The sequence below is a fragment of the Citrobacter sp. Igbk 17 genome, from assembly GCF_028069775.1.
Lineage (GTDB): Bacteria > Pseudomonadota > Gammaproteobacteria > Enterobacterales > Enterobacteriaceae > Citrobacter.
In genome coordinates this window covers 1-919 of record NZ_JANEWI010000083.1, presented here as the reverse complement: position 1 = coordinate 919, position 919 = coordinate 1, and the positions used below count along the sequence as shown (strand labels likewise).

At 48.0% G+C, this 919-nt stretch carries 2 tRNA genes and 2 rRNA genes; all 4 read left to right on the top strand.

Annotation, left to right across the window (positions count from 1 at the left end):
- Positions 1-102: ribosomal RNA gene (locus tag NNO08_RS22860) — 16S ribosomal RNA — on the top strand; the annotation flags it as partial.
- A 71-nt stretch (positions 103-173) separates the two neighbouring features.
- A tRNA-Ile gene (locus tag NNO08_RS22855) sits at positions 174-250 on the top strand.
- A 105-nt stretch (positions 251-355) separates the two neighbouring features.
- Positions 356-431, top strand: a tRNA-Ala gene (locus NNO08_RS22850).
- Positions 432-637: 206 nt separating this feature from the next.
- Positions 638-919: ribosomal RNA gene (locus NNO08_RS22845) — 23S ribosomal RNA — on the top strand; the annotation flags it as partial.

The window sequence follows — 919 nt, the reverse complement described above, 5'->3', positions numbered from 1 at the left end:
AGCTTAACCTTCGGGAGGGCGCTTACCACTTTGTGATTCATGACTGGGGTGAAGTCGTAACAAGGTAACCGTAGGGGAACCTGCGGTTGGATCACCTCCTTACCTTAAAGAAACGTTCTTTGTAGTGTCCACACAGATTGTCTGATGAAAATTAGCAGTAAGAAAATCTCTGCAGGCTTGTAGCTCAGGTGGTTAGAGCGCACCCCTGATAAGGGTGAGGTCGGTGGTTCAAGTCCACTCAGGCCTACCAAATTTTTGCTGATGCCGCGTTGCGGCGACACTCACATACTTCAGTATGCTTCGTGTCACCACGCCTTGCTTCAACAAAAATTAAGGTGAATGAGATAACTACGATGGGGCTATAGCTCAGCTGGGAGAGCGCCTGCTTTGCACGCAGGAGGTCTGCGGTTCGATCCCGCATAGCTCCACCATCTTTACTGCAAAAACACAAGAAAACTTCAGAGTGTACCTGAAAAGGTTCACTGCGAAGTTTTGCTCTTTAAAAATCTGGATCAAGCTGAAAATTGAAACGACACACTGTTTCATTTCTCCGTAATAAGAAATGAAAAGCGGTGTGTTCGAGTCTCTCAAATTTTCGCAACACGGTGNTGTTTTACGAAACATCTTCGGGTTGTGAGGTTAAGCGACTAAGCGTACACGGTGGATGCCCTGGCAGTCAGAGGCGATGAAGGACGTGCTAATCTGCGATAAGCGTCGGTAAGGTGATATGAACCGTTATANCCGGCGATTTCCGAATGGGGAAACCCAGTGTGATTCGTCACACTATCATTNCGTGAATACATAGCGTAATGAAGCGAACCGGGGGAACTGAAACATCTAAGTACCCCGAGGAAAAGAAATCAACCGAGATTCCCCCAGTAGCGGCGAGCGAACGGGGAGCAGCCCAGAGTCTGAATCA